The 256-nt window shown below is 52.0% G+C and carries 1 protein-coding gene; it reads right to left on the reverse strand.

Annotation, left to right across the window (positions count from 1 at the left end):
- Positions 1-242 (reverse strand): YaaC family protein (locus tag C1X29_RS28905; protein ID WP_146023329.1); only part of this gene is annotated, 242 nt, incomplete at its 3' end.
- Between the last annotated feature and the right edge of the window lie 14 nt (positions 243-256).

Genomic DNA, 256 nt, shown 5'->3' on the forward strand with positions numbered 1-256 from the left:
GCCCTGAACCAAGCGTTTCCTGCATGATGTACGTAGCGAGGATTTTTGATGCTCAAAAACAGCTCGCCGCGCGAGTAGCTGATCGCAACGGACCGGTGAATGAATGCCAAATTCGTTAGTATCTCGCCGAGATTGTATTGCTTCTGGGTTTCCGTTTCGCCGAGATGCTGGATCAGAGCCGGCACGAAGCCGCCATTCCTGATCTTCAATCCCTCGTTATCGATCCGAATACGACCGTTCACACTCGTCCGTAGAT

Source organism: Pseudomonas sp. GW456-12-10-14-LB2 (genome assembly GCF_002884345.1).
GTDB classification, from domain to species: Bacteria; Pseudomonadota; Gammaproteobacteria; order Pseudomonadales; family Pseudomonadaceae; genus Aquipseudomonas; species Aquipseudomonas paraglycinae.